This window comes from Aeromonas sp. QDB39, assembly GCF_027707585.1.
GTDB classification, from domain to species: Bacteria; Pseudomonadota; Gammaproteobacteria; order Enterobacterales; family Aeromonadaceae; genus Aeromonas; species Aeromonas hydrophila.
This window is the reverse complement of sequence record NZ_JAPCIV010000023.1, coordinates 59374-76553: the sequence shown is the minus strand read 5'-3', so window position 1 is coordinate 76553 and position 17180 is coordinate 59374. Positions and strand designations below refer to the sequence as shown.

General features: G+C 62.2%; 19 protein-coding genes. 10 read left to right on the top strand and 9 right to left on the bottom strand.

The features are described 5' to 3' along the window. Window positions 1-31 precede the first annotated feature (31 nt). From yaaA to tapT, 3 genes are read right to left on the bottom strand one after another with little or no spacing between them, the layout of a single operon-like run. On the bottom strand, window positions 32-805 hold the full coding sequence (yaaA, locus tag PG899_RS14835) for a peroxide stress protein YaaA (RefSeq protein WP_077095141.1): 774 nt from the start codon (window positions 803-805) through the stop codon (window positions 32-34). Window positions 806-836: 31 nt separating this feature from the next. Continuing rightward, window positions 837-1946 (bottom strand): type IVa pilus ATPase TapU, encoded by a 1110-nt coding sequence (gene tapU, locus PG899_RS14830; protein ID WP_017411211.1) that lies wholly within the window; start codon window positions 1944-1946, stop codon window positions 837-839. Window positions 1947-1974: 28 nt separating this feature from the next. Continuing rightward, window positions 1975-3009 carry a type IVa pilus ATPase TapT gene (gene tapT / locus PG899_RS14825; protein ID WP_011707389.1) on the bottom strand — a complete coding sequence of 345 codons (1035 nt, stop codon included), beginning with the start codon at window positions 3007-3009 and terminating at the stop codon, window positions 1975-1977. Window positions 3010-3048: 39 nt separating this feature from the next. Here tapT and PG899_RS14820 point away from each other — a divergent pair, with 39 nt between their 5' ends. Genes PG899_RS14820 through PG899_RS14800 form a run of 5 tightly spaced genes read left to right on the top strand, consistent with a single transcriptional unit; the run spans window position 3049 to window position 5962 of the window. Beyond that, window positions 3049-3750 carry a YggS family pyridoxal phosphate-dependent enzyme gene (locus tag PG899_RS14820; protein ID WP_077095140.1) on the top strand — a complete coding sequence of 234 codons (702 nt, stop codon included), beginning with the start codon at window positions 3049-3051 and terminating at the stop codon, window positions 3748-3750. Window positions 3751-3808: 58 nt separating this feature from the next. Further along, window positions 3809-4633, top strand: a complete 825-nt coding sequence (gene proC / locus PG899_RS14815; RefSeq protein ID WP_077095139.1) for a pyrroline-5-carboxylate reductase — start codon at window positions 3809-3811, stop codon at window positions 4631-4633. 40 nt (window positions 4634-4673) lie between these two features. Then, window positions 4674-5225, top strand: coding sequence for a YggT family protein (locus tag PG899_RS14810; RefSeq protein WP_016351969.1), 552 nt, complete (start codon window positions 4674-4676; stop codon window positions 5223-5225). Next, on the top strand, window positions 5225-5524 hold the full coding sequence (yggU, locus tag PG899_RS14805; protein WP_011707385.1) for a DUF167 family protein YggU: 300 nt from the start codon (window positions 5225-5227) through the stop codon (window positions 5522-5524). The genes PG899_RS14810 and yggU overlap by 1 nt, the downstream gene beginning before the upstream one ends. Window positions 5525-5542: 18 nt before the next feature. Then, window positions 5543-5962 carry a DUF4426 domain-containing protein gene (locus tag PG899_RS14800; RefSeq protein WP_011707384.1) on the top strand — a complete coding sequence of 140 codons (420 nt, stop codon included), beginning with the start codon at window positions 5543-5545 and terminating at the stop codon, window positions 5960-5962. Between the two features lie 54 nt (window positions 5963-6016). Here PG899_RS14800 and PG899_RS14795 read toward each other — a convergent pair whose 3' ends face one another. Further along, entirely contained in the window at window positions 6017-6328 is a 312-nt protein-coding gene (locus tag PG899_RS14795; protein WP_039213697.1) for a hypothetical protein, read from the bottom strand. 110 nt (window positions 6329-6438) lie between these two features. Next, on the bottom strand, window positions 6439-8043 hold the full coding sequence (locus PG899_RS14790) for a peptide ABC transporter substrate-binding protein (protein ID WP_270697457.1): 1605 nt from the start codon (window positions 8041-8043) through the stop codon (window positions 6439-6441). 172 nt (window positions 8044-8215) lie between these two features. Here PG899_RS14790 and PG899_RS14785 point away from each other — a divergent pair, with 172 nt between their 5' ends. Then, window positions 8216-8923 carry a ParB-like protein gene (locus PG899_RS14785; RefSeq protein WP_011707381.1) on the top strand — a complete coding sequence of 236 codons (708 nt, stop codon included), beginning with the start codon at window positions 8216-8218 and terminating at the stop codon, window positions 8921-8923. 51 nt (window positions 8924-8974) lie between these two features. Here the strand turns inward: PG899_RS14785 and PG899_RS14780 are convergent, their stop codons facing one another. After that, the gene (locus PG899_RS14780) at window positions 8975-9640 is read right to left on the bottom strand and encodes a CatB-related O-acetyltransferase (RefSeq protein ID WP_077095137.1); all 666 of its coding nucleotides are present in this window, start codon (window positions 9638-9640) and stop codon (window positions 8975-8977) included. 290 nt (window positions 9641-9930) lie between these two features. On the opposite strand from PG899_RS14780, the gene PG899_RS14775 reads away from it, so the two are divergent. After that, window positions 9931-10359 carry a DUF2753 domain-containing protein gene (locus tag PG899_RS14775; protein ID WP_011707379.1) on the top strand — a complete coding sequence of 143 codons (429 nt, stop codon included), beginning with the start codon at window positions 9931-9933 and terminating at the stop codon, window positions 10357-10359. A gap of 3 nt (window positions 10360-10362) precedes the next feature. Here the strand turns inward: PG899_RS14775 and PG899_RS14770 are convergent, their stop codons facing one another. Continuing rightward, a complete protein-coding gene (locus PG899_RS14770) occupies window positions 10363-11112 on the bottom strand; it encodes an enoyl-CoA hydratase-related protein (RefSeq protein WP_179101285.1) in 750 nt (249 codons plus the stop codon). Between the two features lie 89 nt (window positions 11113-11201). Between PG899_RS14770 and PG899_RS14765 the strand changes: the two genes are divergently transcribed. From PG899_RS14765 to PG899_RS14755, 3 genes are all read left to right on the top strand, one after another. Beyond that, window positions 11202-11642, top strand: coding sequence for a copper chaperone PCu(A)C (locus PG899_RS14765; RefSeq protein ID WP_011707377.1), 441 nt, complete (start codon window positions 11202-11204; stop codon window positions 11640-11642). Between the two features lie 95 nt (window positions 11643-11737). Continuing rightward, complete coding sequence (locus PG899_RS14760; protein WP_011707376.1) at window positions 11738-12367, top strand: TIGR04219 family outer membrane beta-barrel protein; 630 nt, start codon at window positions 11738-11740, stop codon at window positions 12365-12367. A gap of 64 nt (window positions 12368-12431) precedes the next feature. Further along, the gene (locus PG899_RS14755; protein WP_011707375.1) at window positions 12432-13109 is read left to right on the top strand and encodes an SDR family oxidoreductase; all 678 of its coding nucleotides are present in this window, start codon (window positions 12432-12434) and stop codon (window positions 13107-13109) included. 85 nt (window positions 13110-13194) lie between these two features. On the opposite strand, the gene PG899_RS14750 is transcribed toward PG899_RS14755, so the two are convergent. Both PG899_RS14750 and PG899_RS14745 read right to left on the bottom strand, forming a co-directional pair. Further along, entirely contained in the window at window positions 13195-14919 is a 1725-nt protein-coding gene (locus PG899_RS14750; protein WP_270697456.1) for a proline--tRNA ligase, read from the bottom strand. 135 nt (window positions 14920-15054) lie between these two features. Next, window positions 15055-17064 carry a methyl-accepting chemotaxis protein gene (locus PG899_RS14745; RefSeq protein WP_077095134.1) on the bottom strand — a complete coding sequence of 670 codons (2010 nt, stop codon included), beginning with the start codon at window positions 17062-17064 and terminating at the stop codon, window positions 15055-15057. Window positions 17065-17180: the final 116 nt, after the last annotated feature.

Sequence of the window (17180 nt, the reverse complement as noted above, 5' to 3'; positions counted from 1 at the left end):
GGATCCTGAATTTGGTTCCCTCGGGCCGTAATTAATTTTCAGCGCGTTTGAACATCAGGGTATTGGCGTCGGACTCTTCCGGTACGAAGTAGTAGCCATCGGCGTTGAACCCGGTCAGCTGCTCCACCTTGGTGAGCCGGTGCTTGATGATGTGACGGGCCATCATGCCGCGCGCCTTCTTGGCGTAGAAGCTGATGATCTTGAACTGGCCGTTCTTCTCGTCCTTGAACACCGGCGTGATAATGCGCCCCTGCAGGGCCTTGGGGCGTACCGACTTGAAGTACTCGTCGGAAGCCAGGTTGATCAACACCTCGTCTCCCTGGGCAGCCAGCGCCTTGTTCAGGTGGGCGGTGATGATGTCGCCCCAGAACTGGTAGAGATCCTTGCCACGCGCGTTGTTGAGGCGGATCCCCATCTCCAGCCGGTAGGACATCATCAGATCGAGCGGGCGCAGCACCCCGTAGAGACCGGAGAGCATGCGCAGGTGTGCCTGGGCGAAGTCGAGATCTGCCTCGCTGAAATCTTCCACCGCCAGCCCCGTATAGACATCCCCCTTGAAGGCTAGCAGCGCCTGGCGGGCGTTGGCCGGGCTGAAGTCGGGTTGCCAGTCGGCAAAGCGGGCGGTGTTGAGGCCGGCCAGCTTGTCGCTGATCTTCATCAGGCTGGCGATCTGGTCCGGGCTCAGCTGGCGGGCCCGGCCGATCAGCTCGGCGGAGTGGTCCAGCAGCTCGGGTTGGGTGAAACGGGAAGTCACCAGCGGCGACTCGTAGTCCAGCGTCTTGGCCGGGGAAACCACAATCAGCATAACGATCCTTTATAGCGGTGACGCACGCCCCTCATTCATCCAGGGTAACGTTGTCGAGAGTGCCTGCACCCAGCTGCTCGCGCCCCGACAGCTTGATCAGCAGTCGCAGGTCGTTGGCCGAGTCGGCATGGGCAAGGGCCTCACTGTAGCCAATTTGGCCGGCACAGAACAGGGCGAACAGCGCCTGATCGAAGGTCTGCATGCCGAGCTCGGTGGACTTGGTCATCACTTCCTTGAGCCGGTGCATCTCCCCCTTGCGGACGATGTCGGTGATGAGCGGGGTGTTGAGCAGCACCTCGAAGGCCGCACAGCGACGGCGCCCGTCTAGGCTGGGCAGCAGTTGCTGGGCCACGATGGCACGCAGGTTGAAGGAGAGATCGAACAGGAACTGGCGGTGTTTCTCCTGAGGGACCAGGTGCAGGATGCGGTCCAGCGCCTGGTTGGCATTGTTGGCGTGCAGGGTGGCGAGGCAGAGGTGGCCGGTCTCGGCAAACTGGAGGGCAAACTCCATGGTCTCCTGGCTGCGAATTTCGCCGATCAGGATCACATCTGGCGCCTGGCGCAGCGAACTCTTCAGCGCCACGTCGAATGACGCTGTGTCTATGCCCACCTCGCGCTGGGTGATCAGGCTGCGGCCGTGCTGATGCACGAATTCCACCGGATCTTCCACCGTCAGGATGTGGCCGTCCACATGCTGGTTGCGATAGCCGATCATGGCCGCCTGGGTGGTGGATTTGCCAGCGCCGGTGGCACCGACGAACAGCACCAGCCCGCGTTTGGCCAGGGCGATCTCCTGTAGGATGGGGGGCAGCGCCAGCTCGTCGAAGGTGGGGATGCGGGTCTCGATACGGCGCAGCACCATGCCCGGCAGCTCCTGCTGCCAGAAGGCGCTGACCCGAAAGCGGCCAAGCTCCTCGCGGTGGATGGCGTAGTTGGCCTCCTTGGTGTGCAGGTAGCGCTCGAAGTGCTCCTGGCTCAGGGTCTCCTTGACCAGCGCCAGCGCCCTTGCCTTGTCGAGGGGGGCTTCTGCCAGCGACTGCAGATGGCCGTTGACCTTGAGGGTCGGCGGCGTGCCGACCGTGATGAACAGATCCGAGCCTTTACGGGCGACCAGCTCGGTCAGCAGGGCATCCAGATTCATAACGACTCCTTCCCTAGATTCGTCGTGGTTAGATGGTGTTGGGATCGACCGCCTTGGCCTTGGCATCCAGCGCCGCCACTACGCCGCGGCTCACCAGCTGCTTGAGGCTCTGGTCCATGGTCTGCATGCCGTGGGTCATCCCGGTCTGGATCACCGAGTAGAGCTGGGCGATCTTGTCTTCCCGGATGAGGTTACGCACGGCGGGAATGCCCATCATGATCTCGTGGGCCGCCACCCGGCCGCCACCGATGCGCTTGAGCAGGGTCTGGGAGATGACCGCCCGCAGCGACTCTGAGAGCATGGAGCGCACCATGTCTTTTTCCGCACCGGGGAAGACGTCGATGATCCGGTCGATGGTCTTGGCCGCCGACGAGGTGTGCAGGGTGCCGAACACCAGGTGACCGGTCTCGGCCGCGGTCATGGCGAGGCGAATGGTTTCCAGGTCGCGCATCTCGCCCACCAGGATGATGTCCGGGTCTTCCCGCAGCGCCGAGCGCAGGGCGTTGCTGAAGCTCTTGGTGTCGCGGTGCACTTCCCGCTGGTTCACCAGGCAGCGCTTGTTCTCGTGCACGAATTCGATGGGATCCTCGATGGTGAGGATGTGGTGATGAAAGTTCTCGTTGATGTAGTTGACCATGGCCGCCAGGGTGGTGGATTTACCCGAGCCGGTCGGGCCGGTCACCAGCACCAGGCCGCGCGGGTATTCGGCAATCTTGCGAAAGATCTCCGGCGCGTCCAAATCTTCGAGGCTCAGCACAGTGCTGGGGATGGTACGAAATACCGCGCCTGAGCCGCGTGCCTGCTGGAAGGCGTTGACCCGGAAGCGAGCCAGGTTCGGCACCTCGAACGAGAAGTCCACCTCGAAGTTCTCTTCCAGTTCCTTGCGCTGGTGATCGTTCATGATGTCGTAGATGAGGGCGTGCACTTCCCGGTGTTCCAGGGCGGGCAAATTGATCTTGCGAACCTCGCCATCAACCCTGATCATCGGGGGAACCCCGGCCGAGAGGTGTAGATCCGAGGCTTTATGTTTTACACTGAAAGCCAATAACTCTGTGATATCCATAGATTTGTCATTCTCCCATCACAAGATCACTAACGAAACATGAACCAGATTGCCGAGCACCTGCTTCAGGTCAAGGAACGTATTGTACAAGCCGCCAGTCGCGCGGGCCGAAGCCGCGATCACATCCAACTGCTGGCGGTCAGCAAGACCAAACCGCTGGAGGCCGTTTGCGAGGCCTATGCCGCCGGTCAGCGCCGCTTTGGCGAATCCTACGCCCAGGAAGCGGCGACCAAGATAGATACCCTGCGTGAGCAAGGGATCTGTGCAGACATCGAGTGGCACTTTATCGGCCCGCTGCAATCGAACAAGTCCAGGCTGGTGGCCGAGCGTTTCGACTGGGTGCAGAGCGTGGACAGAGAGAAGCTGATCGAACGCCTGAACAACCAGCGCCCGAGCGGGCTCGCGCCGCTAAATGTCTGTCTGCAAATCAATATTAGCGGAGAGAGCAGCAAATCCGGAACGTCGGAGCAAGAGATTTTCCGCCTGGCCGAACTGGTCTCCCGCTGTGAACGGCTGCGGCTGCGCGGCCTGATGGCGATTCCGGAGCACACCAGCGACGAGGCGGTGCTGGCCGCCCAGATGGTGCGCATGCAGACTCTGTTCACCGAGCTTGCGCAACAATACCCGGGTGTCGATACCCTCTCGATGGGGATGACCGAGGATCTCGAACTGGCGATCGGCCACGGCAGCACCATGGTGCGGGTCGGTACCGCCATCTTCGGTGCCCGCGACTATTCATGAGCAAGGCCCGGGATGCGATGCATCGGGCAGTGCTTTTTTCAGGTAACAGGAGCGTTTGATGCAGCATAGAATCCTCGCCTTTATCGGGGCGGGCAACATGAGCCGCAGTATCATTGCCGGCCTGGTTCAGGCGGGCTATCCGGCCGACCGGATCATCGCAGCCAACCCCAGTCGGCCCAAGCTGGATGCGCTGGCCAACGACTATGGCATCCGCATCACCCAGGACAACGCCGAGGCGGCCCGGGCGGCGGAGGTGATCGTGCTGGCGGTCAAGCCGCAGCTGATGGCCGCCATGCTGAGCGCGCTGGTGGCACAGCTGGGCACGCTGGAGGGCAAGCTGCTCATCTCCATCGCTGCCGGCATCAAGGTGGCGCGGCTGGCCGAGATGGCGGGCGGCCACGGCCGGATCATCCGCACCATGCCGAACACCCCCTCTCTGCTGGGGCTGGGCATGACCGGGCTGTACGCCCCGCCCGGCATCGATAAGGCTGACCGGGAGCTGGCCGAGCAGATGATGCAGGCGGTGGGCAAAACCCTGTGGGTGGAGCAGGAGTCAGCCATCAACGGCGTCATCGCCGCGGCCGGCAGTGCACCTGCCTACTTCTTCCTGTTCATGCAGGCCATCGCCGAGGAGGCCGAGGCCATGGGCTTCTCCCCCGAGCAGGCCCGCCTGCTGGTGCAGCAGACTGCCCTTGGGGCGGCCGCCATGGTCGAGCAGAATCCCGAGCTGTCGCTGCAGGCCCTGCGCGAGCAGGTGACCAGCAAGGGCGGCACCACCGCCGAGGCGATCAAGACTTTCCAGCAGCAGGGACTGATGCCGCTGACGGCACACGCCATGCAGGCGGCCGTTGCCCGGGCCGGCGAAATGGAAACCCTGTTCTGAACCCGATTTCTCTTACTCTCTGTCTCAACCTGGAGCCCAGATGAACACTGCTTACTTTCTGATTAACACGATTTTTGACCTCTATCTCATGGTGGTGCTGTTGCGCGTCTGGCTGCAGTGGGCCCGCGCAGACTTCTACAACCCCATGAGCCAGATGGTGGTCAAGCTGACCAATCCGCTGGTGGTGCCGCTGCGCCGGGTCATTCCCGGGTTTGGCGGGCTCGACATGGCCTCTGTGCTGCTGGCCATCATCATCGCCTTCGCCAAACTGGCGCTGCTCAAGAGCATGAACGTGCTGCTGGCCGACTGGCTCACCCTCAGCCTGTTTGCCGGGCTGACTGTGCTGAAGAAGGCCGGCTCCATGATCTTCTGGGTGTTGCTGATCCGCGCCATCCTGAGCTGGGTCAGCCAGGGTCGTAACCCCATCGAATACGTGATGCACCAGCTGACCGAGCCCTTCCTGGCCCCCATCCGCCGCATTCTGCCGGCACTGGGCGGGCTGGATCTCTCCGTGCTGGTCGCCTTTATCGGGCTGCAGGCCATAAACTATCTGTTGGGTGATCTGTTCGGCCAGCTGTGGTGGATGATTTGATGGCAGCCGTCCTGCGGGAAGGGGATGAGCTGATAATGCATCTGATGATCCAGCCCAAGGCGAGTCGGGATCAGATCGTCGGATTGCATGGAGAAGAGTTGAAAGTGGCCATCACGGCGCCGCCGGTGGATGGCCAGGCCAACAGCCACTTGATCAAGTATCTGGCCAAGCAGTTCAAGGTGGCCAAGGGGCAGGTTCGCATCGTGCGGGGGGAGCTGGGACGGCACAAGACGGTCGCCATCGAGGCGCCCAGGCAGATCCCCGCCGAGGTCAGTGCCCTGCTGGACAATCAGGGTTAACACGAGAAGGATGACACCATGAAAACAGCCTGGATAAGCTGCCTGCTGGCACTGCTGCTGACCTTGCCCCTGCGGGCCGAACAGATGAAGGAGCTGGGCCCCTGGCAGGTGCACTACAGCGCCTTCAACTCCAGCTTCCTCACTCCCGAGGTGGCCAAGGCCTATGGCCTGGAGCGCAGCCGCTACAACGGCATCGTCAACATCGCGGTGCAGAACAAGCAGGGGGTCGCCCAGGCGGTGGGGATCAGCGGCGAGGCCAAGAACCTCACCGGCACCATCCGCAACCTGAGCTTCCAGGAGGTCAAGGAGGGGGATGCCATCTACTATCTGGCGGTGCTGCCCTATCGCAACGAGGATACCTACCAGTTCACCCTGAAGATCATGGGGGAGGGGCAGCAGCAGACGCTGACTTTCCAGCAGACCTTCTACGTCGATTGATATCGGTACCTGTCATGCCCAGAAAAAGCCCCGAACGCAGGTTCGGGGCTTTTTTCATGACGGCGAGTCGGCCGGCGGGGTGAAGTCGTGGATCTCCCCGATCCGCGGGGTGAAGCGGGGATCCTGATCCCGGTTGTGTTCCACCCACTCCATGGCCTGACAGAAGCTCTCCCGCTTCGAGAACTCGCTGCGCACCTGATCGATGGCCCGCTCCGCGCTGCGCCGCTCCATCTTGCTGGCCTTGCGGTCGCTGAACTGCTTGTGCTGGGCCAGCATCCACTCGGTGAAGGCCTGGCGGCACTGTGCCTCGCTGGCCGCCTGGGCGGGCAGGGCCGCCAGCAGGGCGATGATCAATAAATAGCGCATAACAACATCGGTGACTGAGGGAGGGTTGTCTGAAAGGGCGGCATTCTATGCCGAAAACTTGAGCATGAACAGGGGAAGAGAGGGAGCCGGCATGGTCGGCCCCCACAGGGTCAGTGCTTGACGAGGTAGAGCTGGCGGCTGTAGGCCACGTCTTCCGGATTGTTGATGGGATAGCCCTTGAGCCAGGGCTTGATCAGCCGGGCGTTGGTGTACTGATAGATGGGGGTGATGGGCGCCTCGTCCTGCAGTATGGTTTCGGCCTCATCGAACAGGCGGGCCCGTTCACGGGGATCCTGGCTGTTGGCAGCCTTGGCCAGCAGGGCATCGTAGCCGGCGTTGGCGAAGCGGGCCATGTTGCCGCTGTGGTGGGAGCCCCACAGGCCGAGGAAGGCGGACGGGTCATTGTAGTCGGCCACCCAGGAGGAGCGGATCACCTCGAACTGGCCGCTCTGGCGGCTGTCGAGATAGGTTTTCCACTCCTGATTGGTGAGCTCGACCCGGGCTCCCAGCTTCTGTTTCCACAGGTTGGCGATGGCCAGCGCCATCTTCTTGTGTACCTCGGCCGTGTTGTAGAGCAGGGTCAGCTTGAGCGGGTTGGCCGGGCCGTAGCCCGCCGCCTTGAGCAGGGCTCTGGCCTTGTCGTCCAGCTCCTGCTGACTGCTGCTGGAGAGCAGGTTGGCCTTGGGCTCGAAGCCGGCAACCACGTCCGGGGTGAAGTGATAGGCCGGTTTTTCTCCGGTGCCCAGGATCTTGCTGGCGATGAGGCCCCGGTCAATGGTGTAGGAGAGCGCCTTGCGCACCCGCACGTCGTTGAGGGGGGCGCGCTGGGTATTGAAGGCGTAGTAGTAGGTGCCGAGCTGATCCGGGGTATAGACCTCGCCCGGGATCTGCTGCATCAGTTTGTGATACTGCTCCTTGGGGAAGGATTCGGTGATGTGCAGGTCGCCGGCCAGGTAGCGGTTGGTGGCCGCGCTCTCCTGGTTGATGGGCACGAAGGTGACCTTGGTCAGCACGGTATGGGCGCGATCCCAGTAGTAGGGGTTGGGGGTCAGCTCCAGCTTCTCGTTCACCACCCGGTGACTCAGCACGAAGGCACCGTTGCCGACCAGCTTGCCGGGCTGGGTCCACTGGTTGCCGTATTGCTCCATGCTGGCACGATGCAGTGGAGACAGGCTGGCGTGGGTCAGCAGGCTCAGGAAGTAGGGCACCGGCTGGGAGAGGGTCACCTGCAGGGTATGCTGGTCGAGGGCCTTCACCCCGAGCTCTGCGGGGGGCAGCTTGCCGGCCACGATCTCATCCACCTTGTCGAAGCGAGCCAGCTGAGCGAACCAGGCAAAGGTGGCGGCTTCTTTGGGATCGACCAGTTTGCGCCAGCCGTAGACGAAGTCGGCGGCCTGCACGGGATCGCCGTTGGACCAGCGGGCGTCCGGGCGCAGATGGAAGGTGAAGCGCTGATTGCCCTGGTTGTCCCAGCTGGCGGCGACCCCGGGCTGTACCTTGCCGTCCGGTCCCTGGGTCAGCAGCCCCTCGTAGAGATCCCGCAGTACCTGCAACTCGGGCAGGCCGACCAGCTTGAGCGGGCTCAGGCTCGCGGGCTCGTCTTTCAGATGACGCACGACGGCCTGTTCGGCGGCGAGCTGGGTGCCGGGTGGAACATCGGCAGCCTGGACACAGGCGCAGCCCAGCAGGGCCAGCAGGGGACTCCATCCTTTCATGGTTGATCCTTCAAATAGTGTGAAGCGGGGTGAAAACTCGGCGAGAAGTGATCGCCGACAGACGGGAAATCATGATATCCCGTTTGCTGGTCAGACCGCCAGTATGAGTCCCTTGGATGAGGGGGCTCCCCGGCATCTTATTTGACCCGCCATTCGGGCAGAGGAGTGAGCAATGAGAACATGGATCCTGTTGGCCCTGGCCATCAGTCAAGGGGCCTGGGCGCTGGCGCCGTGTGAGCGCGAGAGCCAGGTTGGTAGCTGGTGCGAGGTGAACATAGATCAGCTGCATCCGACCCAGGGCGGCGTGGGCCAGATCCAGGTCGACAACACCCAGGCCGAGCTGGCGGGCAAGAGCGCAAAGCAGCTCGACAAGTTGATGAAAAAGAAAGAGATCCCCATCGTCATTGCGCCCGATGGCGGTTACTGGCTGGTGGACAGGCACCATCTGACCAAGGCGCTGTGGCAGTCTGGCGTGAAGCAGGTGCGGGTCAAGGTGATCGCCAGGTTGCAGGACAAGGAGAACTTCTGGAGCCAGATGCAGTGCAACCACTGGGCCTGGCTCAAGGATGAAAAGGGCGGTGCACTGACGCCGCAGCAACTGCCAGCCCACATCGGCGAACTGCCGGATTACCCCTATCGGACGGTGGCCGGCCTGCTGCAGGATGCGGGCTATTTCGACAAGCGAGAGCAGGTCTACTTCGTCGAGTTTGCCTGGGCCAGCTGGCTCGGCCAGCAGATGGACTGGTTGCCGGTCGACAGTGCCAACCTGGCGGATCGCCTCTATCAGGCCAAACGGCTGGCATGCAGCAGCAAGGCGGCGGATCTGCCCGGTTATCCGGGCAAGCAGTGCCGAGTCAATCAGTCGCGCAGCGGCAACTGAGCGGATAGTCGCTGCCAAAACAACTGCGGGGGGCCTATGCCCCCCGCTTCGTCATGATGGCTGCCGGGCCTGCTGCCAGTGCGCGGCGGCCTGTTCCAGCAGGGCCACTTCGCCTTGCTGGATCAGCGGCAGCAAGGCCTGCACCTGGGCATCCGGCCATTCCCACCAGGCCAGCGCCTGCAAGCGGGCGATCTCCTCCTCAGCAAAGCGCATCCTGATAACCTTGGCCGGCGTGCCGGCCACCATGGCATAGGGCGGCACATCCTGATTGACCAGGGCGCGCGCCGCTATGATGGCCCCGTCGCCGAGGGTGACTCCCGGCATGATCATGGCGTCCATGCCGATCCAGACGTCGTTGCCGATGCGGGTGTCGCCGGCAGGGCGATAGCTGCGCTGGAGGGCATCGAGAGCGGCAAACGGATAGGTGCTGATGAAGTCGGCATTGTGGGTGTGGTTGCCGCCCATCAGGATCTTCACCCCGGCGGCTATCTGCACATAGTCGCCGATATGCAGCTGATCGATGTGCCAGAGCGGCTCCCAGCCGGTCTCCGGGCTGCGGCTGAAACTGTCACCGTGCAGATAGCGCACGGCGGCCTCTTCAAACGGGCCGTCCCAGGCGCCGGAATAGTAGCTGTGGCACCCCTTCAGGTGGATGTTGGGGTTGCTCACCGTCAGGTGTAGGTACTCGACCTGCGACCAGTGTTGGCAGGGTTTCATGGTTGTCTCCTCGTTCAAATGGATAGGATGGATGACGCGAGGAGCGCAGCTAATAGATCCAGACCAGCAGGCGGGGCACGCACAGGGTCGAGCAGCCCAGATCCTGGGGTAAACGGGGTCGCAGCATGGAGTGTGCGGTTCCTGAAGAGTGGATCGGCATGGTAAGTCATATGGGGATGGGGGCCAAGCCAAGCATCGTTATCTGGTCAAAACCTGCACGAAATATCGGGTTGATATTCATTCTCAACTGGGCATGATAAAAGTCCCACCCATCAACTTGGGAGATCGGCATGACCCATCAAATCTGGCAGCGTTACATGCTGGAGGCTGAAAACGCACTGGGCGCGGGCGCGCTCGGCACCGCCATCTGCCTCTATCAGCAGGCCCTCGCCGAGGTATACGAACTGAGTGACGGTGAGCTGGACGAGTTGGCCAGCATGCGGGTGGCGACCTGCCACCGGCTGGCCGACTTCTGGCGCGCCATGGAGGAGCCGGCCTATGAGTTGCGCTACCTCAAGCTGGCCTCCGAGCTGGTGACGGCGTTGGTGCCCCAGTGTCCGAACCAGGAGTGCGAATCCCTCATCAGCGAACTGGGTTGCTGTCGGGCGGCGCTGCTCTCTTTCCTCAAGCGCCACCCCAATCCCGACATCGCCCGCTTGATCCAGCTGCAGGATCAGGTGCAGGGCTGCGAGCTGATCGGCCGTTTTCGCCTCAACTGAGGATCATTTACGGCCTTTGAGGCGCTGGGCGATCCGCGTTTGTGCCTCTTCCCCCAGCAGGGCGAGGGAGAAGGCGCGTGCCTCCAGATCGATGACGAAGTGCACCGCCTGCCTGAGCTCCTGCTTGAGCAGCGCCTTGCTCTTTTGCAGCGCCTTCGGCGCCTTGGCCGCCAGCTTCAAACCCTGCTCCCGGGCAAAGGGGAGCAGGGCTTCGGCCGCCAGCACCCGGTTGGCTAGCCCCAGCTGCAGTGCCTCGTCGGCATCGATGGCTTCGGCCAGTAGCAACAGCTCCGCCGCCTTCAAGTGACCCACACTGCGCGGCAGCAACAGGCTGGAGGCAAACTCCGGCACCAGCCCCAGCTCGACAAAGGGCAGTTGCAGGCGGGCATTGTCGGCCAGATAGACCAGATCGCAGTGCAGCAGCAGGGTGGTGCCGATGCCCACCGCCGCACCGCCGACCGCGGCGATCACCGGCTTCGGGAAGTCGGCCAGGGTGTGGAGGAACTGCAAGATGGGATCGTCCGCCTCCAGGGTCTCTTTCCCCACGAAGTCGGCCAGGTCATTACCGGCGGTAAAGCAGTCGCTCTGCCCCTGGATGAGCAGGGCATGGATGGCGTCATCTTCCGTCGCTTGTCGCAAGGCGTCGGTGAGCGCACGATACATGGCGGTATTGAGGGCATTGCGCTTGTCGTGACGATTGAGGGTCAGGGTGAGCAAGCCATCCTGCTGCTCGACAATGATAATGGGGTCCATGTCTAAATCCTTGTTATTGCTGGCTGTCAAAAGCTTACTGCTACGATAATCTTTGCGGCGTTTAACAACATCATAAAAGGATTTCAACCATGTTTAAACGTGCGTTCTATTCCCTGCTGGCCCTGGGGCTGGCTGCTCCCGCTCTGGCCAAGGTCGAGGCCGTCGACGGCTATGTGCGCCTGCTGCCGCCGGGCTCGCCCAACACCGCCGCCTTTCTGGTGCTGAAGAATGATGCCGATCAGCCGGTCAAGCTGGTGGCTGCCGCCTCGCCCGAGGTGGGCCGGGCCGAGCTGCACACCCATCTGCACGAGAACGGTGTGATGAAGATGCGTCAGGTCGAGAGCATTGAGGTGCCGGCCAAGGGGGAAGTGGCGCTCAAACCCGGCAGCTTTCACATCATGCTGTTCGAGGTGCGCGAGCTCTCTCAGGGCACCCCTTTCCCGCTGACATTGACCATGGATGATGGCCAGAAGCTGGAGTTGAGCCTGCCGGTGAAGCCGATTGAACCCATGGCTGGCATGCAGCACTGACATTAATGGACGCTTGTTCAGTTTTTTACACTGTGTATTCCCGTCGCACTGGGTAAAATGATGGCCTTTCCAGTCCATAGATAGAGAGTGACGTGATGAAGAAGACCTTGATTGCCGGTTGCGTACTGGCCCTGTTCAGCCAGGCAGCCATGGCTGCCGATGACTGGCGTTTCGCTGCTGGTACCGATGTATGGAATGCTCAGGGCAGCGGCCAGATCAACGGTGTCGGGGCCAACGGCAGCTACGACGAGAACTACAACTGGAGCGGCTACCTGCAACTGGAGCACGGCATCATCCTGCTGCCCAACGCCAAGTTCGAGATCTCCGATTTCGGTACCAGCGGCGGCGCCCTCAACAACGATCTGATGGCTTATGACCTGAGCCTCTACTATCGCCTGTTCAACAACGACCTGTTCCAGATCGATCTGGGTCTGACCGGTCGTCGCTACGATGGCGATTTCAACACCCAGCACTACTCCTATGACAAGGACGTGCTGATGGCCTACACCGGCGCCGAAGTGCGCATCCCGGGTACCGGCTTTGCCGCCTTCGGCGATGCCCGCGTGCAGGATGCCGACAACTACGACTACCGTCTGGGTGGCTCCTACAAGTTCGCGACCGTACCGCTCAAGGTGCGTGCCGGCTGGCGTGATGCGAGCATGGACTTCGATCGCGTTGACCAGCGGGTCGACGGCTGGTTCATCGGCGGCGAATTCACCTTCTAATTCCGGCAACTGCTGATGACGATGTCCCCATCATCCCGATGGCGGCATCCGACGAGGAAAGAGCATGGGTCATATCATAGTGACGGGGGCGGGGTCCGGTCTGGGCCGGGCGCTCACCATAGGCCTGGTTGAACGCGGTCATCAGGTCTCCATGATGGGGCGTCGTTATCAGAGGCTGCAGGAGCAGGAGGAGTTGCTCGGCAAGGCGGTGATCGGCATCGCCGCCGATCTGGCACACCACGAGGAAGTGGACGTGGCGTTCGCCGCTGCGGTGGAGTGGGGCGGCCTGCCCGAGCTGGTGCTGCACTGCGCCGGTGTGGGCGAGTTCGGCCCGGTCGGCGTCTATACCGCCGAGCAGATCCGCCGGGTGGTGGAGAGCAATCTCATCTCCACCATTCTGGTGGCCCAGCAGACGGTGCGCCTCATCGGCGACAAGGGCGGTGTGCTGGCCAACGTGCTCTCCTCCGCCGCCCAGGTGGGCAAGGCCAACGAGAGCCTCTACTGCGCCTCCAAGTGGGGCATGCGTGGTTTTCTGGAGTCGTTGCGGGCCGAGCTGAAAGGCTCGCCGCTGCGGCTGGTGAACCTCTATCCGAGCGGGATCCGCAGTGAATTCTGGGACAACTCGGATCACGTGGACAGCAGCGGCTTCATGACCCCGGAAGACGCCGCCGCCTACATGCTGGATGCGCTGGAAGCCAGAAGCAGCTGCCATGTGACCGATCTCTTCATCGGCCGCAACTAGTTGCGGCCAGCCTCGCCTCTGCCCTGCGGCAGAAAACAAAAAGCGCGCCTAATGGCGCGCTTTTTTATGGTGGCTAGGGGCGTAATTAGCGGCCCAGCTTGGCCTTGAGCAGGGCAACGATCTCGCTGATCGCCACTTCCTGCTTCTCGCCGGTGCGGCGGCACTTGTACTCCACCACGCCGTTGTCCAGACCGCGATCGCCGATGACGATGGCATGCGGCACACCCAGCAGCTCCATGTCGGCGAACATCACGCCCGGGCGCTCTTTACGGTCATCGAACAGCACATCCACACCGGCGGCTTTCAGCTCGGTGTAGAACTGCTGTGCCTGCTCGGCCACGCGCTCGGACTTGTGCATGTTCATCGGCACGATGGCCACTTCGAACGGGGCGATGGCTTCCGGCCAGATGATGCCGTACTGGTCGTTGTTCTGCTCGATGGCGGCAGCTACCAGGCGGGAAACCCCGATACCGTAGCAACCCATCTCCATGGTGACGGACTTGCCGCCCTCGTTCAGTACGCTCGCCTTCATGGCTTCGGAGTACTTGGTACCCAGCTGGAAGATATGGCCTACTTCGATGCCGCGCTTGAGCAGCAGCTTGCCCTGGCCGCACGGGCTCGGGTCGCCTTCTACCACGTTGCGCAGGTCGGCCACTTCATAGGTAGCGATGTCGCGATCCCAGTTGGCACCGGTCAGGTGGAAGCCGGTCTCGTTGGCGCCACAGACGAAGTCCGCCAGATGGGCGGCGCTGCGATCGGCGATGATGCGACCGGCAAAGCCGACCGGGCCGATGGAGCCTGCGTCGCAACCGGCAGCTGCCTTGATCTGCTCGTCGTTGGCGAAGGTCAGCGGGTTGGCAACGCCTGCCAGCTTCTCGGCCTTGATTTCGTTCAGCTCGTGGTCGCCACGCAGGACCAGGGCGATGACGGCCTGTTTACCGTGCTCGTCCTCTTCGCCCAGCACCAGCAGGGTCTTGGCGATGGCGCTCGGCGTCACGTTCAGGAAGGCGGCCACATCAATGATGGTGTGGACGGCCGGGGTGGCGACCTTGGTCAGGGCCGCGGTGGCGGCAGCACGCTCGCCAGCCGGTGCCAGCGCTTCGGCCATCTCGATGTTGGCGGCGTAATCGGAGCTGTCGGAGAAGGCGATCAAGTCTTCACCGCTCTCGGCCAGCACCTGGAATTCGTGGGAGCCGGTACCACCGATGGAGCCGGTATCGGCTTGCACCGGACGGAAGTTCAGCCCCATGCGGGTGAAGGCGGCGCAGTAGGCGGCGTGCATCCGCTCGTAGGTTTCGATCAGCGAAGCCTTGTCGATGTGGAAGGAGTAGGCGTCCTTCATCAGGAATTCGCGACCGCGCATCACGCCGAAGCGGGGACGTACTTCATCGCGGAACTTGGTCTGGATCTGGTAGAGGTTGAGCGGCAGCTGCTTGTAGCTGTTCACTTCGTAACGCACCAGCGAGGTGATCACCTCTTCGTGGGTCGGACCCAGCACGAAGGGACGGTTGTGGCGGTCGGTCAGACGGCACAGCTCGGGACCGTAGTCATCCCAGCGGCCGGACTCCTGCCACAGCTCGGCGGGTTGCACCACCGGCATGGAGACTTCGATGGCACCAGCATTGTTCATCTCTTCGCGAACAATGTTCTCGATTTTTTTCAGAACCCGCAGACCGGACGGCAGCCAGGCATACATGCCGGAGGCCAGTTTGCGGATCATGCCGGCGCGCAGCATCAGCTGGTGGCTGACGATCTCGGCATCGGACGGGGTTTCCTTGAGAGTGGAAAGCAGATATTGGCTGGTACGCATCGCGGTAGACCTTAGCTAAGACGGGCGGCTGGGCCCTGGATAATTTCAAGAGCGGAATTTTAACAGGCCGGACCCTGCGGCCCAAGGGCTAAATTCGTACGACGGGAGAAAGCGGGGACATAGCCCCCGCGTTGGTCAGACCCGAAATTGCGATAGCAGGCGCTGTTGCAGCAGGCTGGCCTGATGCAGGGAGGAGGCGAGCTGCAGGCACTCCTGCGCCTCCTGCTCGCCGGTCTGGGCCTGCAGGCTGATGCCGGAGACCTTGTCCGAGGTGTGGCTGAGGGTATGGGAGAGCTGGCCGGTGGCATCCGCCACCTGTTGCACCATGTCCGCCAGATGGTCGATGGCCTCTTCCACCTTGAACAGGATCTGCCTGGTGTTGTCAGAGTCTTCCATGCCGGATTCCACCGTCTTCAGATTGCGTTGCATCATCAGATAGGCTTTCTCGGTCTGTTGCTGGATGTTGTTGATCACCTCGGTTATTTCGGCGCTGGAGGAGGCGGTACGATTGGCCAGGGTGCGCACCTCGTCGGCCACCACGGCAAAGCCGCGGCCCATTTCACCGGCCCGGGCCGCCTCGATGGCGGCATTGAGCGCCAGCAGGTTGGTCTGTTCCGAAATGCTGCTGATGGTGGAGATGATCTGGCCAATCTGGCTGGCCTGTTCCTTGAGGGCGTTGATGGCGTTGGCGCACTCGCCCACTTCCACCACTACCCGCTGCATGCCGTTGCTGGCGGAAGTCACGTATTGGCTGCTCTCGGCGGTGAGCTGGCGTACCTCGTTGGCGTTTTGCGCCGCCAGGCTGCAGTTGTCCGAGATGGAGGTGGCGACCTGGACCATCTGCTCGCTGTCGTGGTGCAGTGCCTGGGCGTGTTCGGCGGTCTGGCGGCTGCTCTGGCTGATGGCTTCGACCCGGTTGACCGAGGTGTGGACGTGCTCGCTGATGTGCTGGTTGTTGTCCATGGTGGAGCTGATCATCTTCTGCAGTTTCTCGATGAAGCGATCCACGCTGCCGGCCAGCGAGCCAATCTCGTCGTCGCGCTTGAGATTGATGCGGGCATTGAGGTCCCCTTCTCCTGCCGCGATATCCTGCATGCGTTGATTGACCTGCAGCAGGGGTTTGACGATGGTGCGCACCAGCCAGAAGCCGCACAGGGTCACGAGCAGCAGGCTCAACAGCAGACCCCCCAGCAGCAGGTTCTTGGTGTGGCTGATGATGCTGTTGAGCTGGTTCACCTGATCCTCGACCGTGGCGTCCCCCTTGGCTTCGACCTCGACCAGTTGCTGCTTGAGCTGGTCGGCACTGCGTTCATAGTTGACCAGTTGACCCTGATACTCGCTCAGTGCCGCCATCCACTGCACCATCAGCCGCTGCACCTCGGTTTGCAAGGTGCGGTACTGGATTGCCAGCGACTGGCCGGCAAATTCTCCTTCGCCGGGCACATCAAACATGCCACTGCCCAGCATGGCGTCGACTGCCTCTTGATAGAAGCGGGTTGCCTCCTTCATCTCGGCCTGGATGGCTGGAGTCGGCCCCTCGCTCTGCATCTTCTCCAGTGCATAGAGCTGGCGCAGGAAGCCGATGTTGGCCTCCATGCCGCCATCGGCGGCATGCCAGCGGGTAGCCAGACCACCATTCCAGCTGATGGCCTGATCCGGCGACTGGGTCAGGCTCTCGACCGCGCCGTCCCCCACCACCTCAAGCTGGGTGGAGAGGCGGGACATGCGCTCCGAGCTGGCGCGCAGCGCCTGATCGACGCTGGTAAAGGCCCGGTAGAGTGCCAGCAACTGCTCCTGTTGCTGCTGATAGGCCAGATGCTGCTGCTCCATCGTGCCGATGGCGGTGGCGTCGATCAGCCGGCCTTCCCCCACCCGGCGCATGGCATCGGCGGTGGCCGCTCTGGCGCGTTGCAGTTCCGGCTCGTCGAGCGGCATGCCTCTGAGCATCTTCTGGATGTAGAGCGACTGGTTGCCTAGCTCGATGGACCCTTCCATGGCGCCGTCGGCAGTCTGCCAGGCGGCGCCCAATACATAGGAGAGCAGGTCGGCCAGTCGCTGGCTGCCATACCAGCCGACGATGCCCATCCCCAGCGTGCAGCTGAGCAGAATGGTCAGCCCGAGATTCGATGTGGTGACAATTTTCATGATACAGGACCTTCCTTGGCTCCGAACAAACCCAATTCAGTGTTTTATCAATGGCTGGAATCCGCCATTCCCGATGAAAAATAAAGTTGTTGCCATGCCTGGATCCAAGCATGGCT

Coding starts and splice junctions, on each gene's coding strand:
- yaaA (WP_077095141.1), bottom strand. CDS start 805: ATGCTGATTGTGGTTTCCCCGGCCAAGACGCTGGACTACGAGTCGCCG.
- tapU (WP_017411211.1), bottom strand. CDS start 1,946: ATGAATCTGGATGCCCTGCTGACCGAGCTGGTCGCCCGTAAAGGCTCG.
- tapT (WP_011707389.1), bottom strand. CDS start 3,009: ATGGATATCACAGAGTTATTGGCTTTCAGTGTAAAACATAAAGCCTCG.
- PG899_RS14820 (WP_077095140.1), top strand. CDS start 3,049: ATGAACCAGATTGCCGAGCACCTGCTTCAGGTCAAGGAACGTATTGTA.
- proC (WP_077095139.1), top strand. CDS start 3,809: ATGCAGCATAGAATCCTCGCCTTTATCGGGGCGGGCAACATGAGCCGC.
- PG899_RS14810 (WP_016351969.1), top strand. CDS start 4,674: ATGAACACTGCTTACTTTCTGATTAACACGATTTTTGACCTCTATCTC.
- yggU (WP_011707385.1), top strand. CDS start 5,225: ATGGCAGCCGTCCTGCGGGAAGGGGATGAGCTGATAATGCATCTGATG.
- PG899_RS14800 (WP_011707384.1), top strand. CDS start 5,543: ATGAAAACAGCCTGGATAAGCTGCCTGCTGGCACTGCTGCTGACCTTG.
- PG899_RS14795 (WP_039213697.1), bottom strand. CDS start 6,328: ATGCGCTATTTATTGATCATCGCCCTGCTGGCGGCCCTGCCCGCCCAG.
- PG899_RS14790 (WP_270697457.1), bottom strand. CDS start 8,043: ATGAAAGGATGGAGTCCCCTGCTGGCCCTGCTGGGCTGCGCCTGTGTC.
- PG899_RS14785 (WP_011707381.1), top strand. CDS start 8,216: ATGAGAACATGGATCCTGTTGGCCCTGGCCATCAGTCAAGGGGCCTGG.
- PG899_RS14780 (WP_077095137.1), bottom strand. CDS start 9,640: ATGAAACCCTGCCAACACTGGTCGCAGGTCGAGTACCTACACCTGACG.
- PG899_RS14775 (WP_011707379.1), top strand. CDS start 9,931: ATGACCCATCAAATCTGGCAGCGTTACATGCTGGAGGCTGAAAACGCA.
- PG899_RS14770 (WP_179101285.1), bottom strand. CDS start 11,112: ATGGACCCCATTATCATTGTCGAGCAGCAGGATGGCTTGCTCACCCTG.
- PG899_RS14765 (WP_011707377.1), top strand. CDS start 11,202: ATGTTTAAACGTGCGTTCTATTCCCTGCTGGCCCTGGGGCTGGCTGCT.
- PG899_RS14760 (WP_011707376.1), top strand. CDS start 11,738: ATGAAGAAGACCTTGATTGCCGGTTGCGTACTGGCCCTGTTCAGCCAG.
- PG899_RS14755 (WP_011707375.1), top strand. CDS start 12,432: ATGGGTCATATCATAGTGACGGGGGCGGGGTCCGGTCTGGGCCGGGCG.
- PG899_RS14750 (WP_270697456.1), bottom strand. CDS start 14,919: ATGCGTACCAGCCAATATCTGCTTTCCACTCTCAAGGAAACCCCGTCC.
- PG899_RS14745 (WP_077095134.1), bottom strand. CDS start 17,064: ATGAAAATTGTCACCACATCGAATCTCGGGCTGACCATTCTGCTCAGC.